The organism is Streptomyces sp. NTD91 (assembly GCF_059510455.1).
On the sequence record NZ_JCAJZW010000126.1, the window covers coordinates 1 to 1,215 of the forward strand.

Consider the following 1,215-nt stretch of genomic DNA (forward strand, 5'->3'; position numbering starts at 1 on the left):
GTCCTGCGCGTGAGCCACGCCTTCCACTCCCCGCTCATGGAGCCCATGCTCGCCGACTTCCGCAAGGTCGCCGAGAACCTGGCCCATGAGCCGGCGCAGTTGCGGATCGTCTCCACGGTCACCGGTGAGGAAGTCACCGGTGACGAGCTGACCTCGCCGGACTACTGGGTGCAGCACGTGCGGGCGACGGTGCGCTTCGCCGATGCCGTACGGGCCCTGGAGCAACAAGGCGTCCGCCGCTACCTCGAACTGGGCTCCGACGGCACCCTCACCGCGCTCGGGCAGACCGTGCTGGACCACAGCACCGGGCCGGACGACGAGGCTCCGGTGCTGGTGCCCACCCTGCGCAAGGACCGCCCCGAGGCCGGTTCGGTGCTGGCCGCGCTCGCTGCGCTCTTCGTGTCGGGCGGTGAGGTCGACTGGGCCGCCCTCCTCGGCGAGGGTGGACCCGGGATCGTTGAGCTGCCCACGTACGCCTTCCGGCACCAGCGGTTCTGGCCGGCTTCCGCGCGGCCGAAGGCCGGTGTCGGCACGGACGGTGAGATCGACGCCCGGTTCTGGGAGGCGGTCGAGCGGGGGGACCTCGAGTCGCTGGCGGGGGAGTTGCACCTGGAGCAGGACGTCGTGGGCGCGGTGCTGCCCGCTCTGAGCTCCTGGCGTCGTCAACGCCGTGAACAGGCCGAGCTGAACGGATACCAGTACCGGGTGCGCTGGCAGTCGCTCACGGGCTTGCAGCGCGGCGCCGAGCTGTCGGGCCGCTGGCTGTTGGTCGTCCCCGAGGGCCTGGGCGGGGACGCCTGGACCGTGTCGGTCCGGGAAGCCCTGACGGCGGCGGGCGCCGACGTCGAGCTGCTCACCCACGAGACCGGCGCGGACCGGGTCCGACTCGCCGAGCGCCTGGAGGGCGTCGGACCGGTCTCCGGTGTGGTGTCCCTGCCGTCCCTCTTCGGTCAAGTTCGGGGTGACGGAATGCCGTTGGCCGTGTCCGCCTCGGCGACACTGGCACAGGCTCTGGGCGACGCCGGCGTGGTGGCACCGCTGTGGGCGGTCACCCGTGGCGCGGTGTCGGTGGGCCGGTCCGATGGTGCCGTGGACCCGGTACAGGCCGCCGTCTGGGGCCTCGGCCGTGTGGCCGCGCTGGAGATCCCCGGACGCTGGGGTGGCCTCGTCGACCTCCCCAACCCGCTTGACCTTGCCTCCCGCTCAGTACTGGCG

Annotated in this window: 1 protein-coding gene; it reads left to right on the top strand. The window is 72.5% G+C overall.

The genetic code is table 11. From position 1 onward, the window contains the following. Window positions 1-1,215: SpnB-like Rossmann fold domain-containing protein (locus AC5WRT_RS38855; RefSeq protein ID WP_496101094.1), on the top strand; the 1,215-nt coding region annotated here is incomplete at both ends.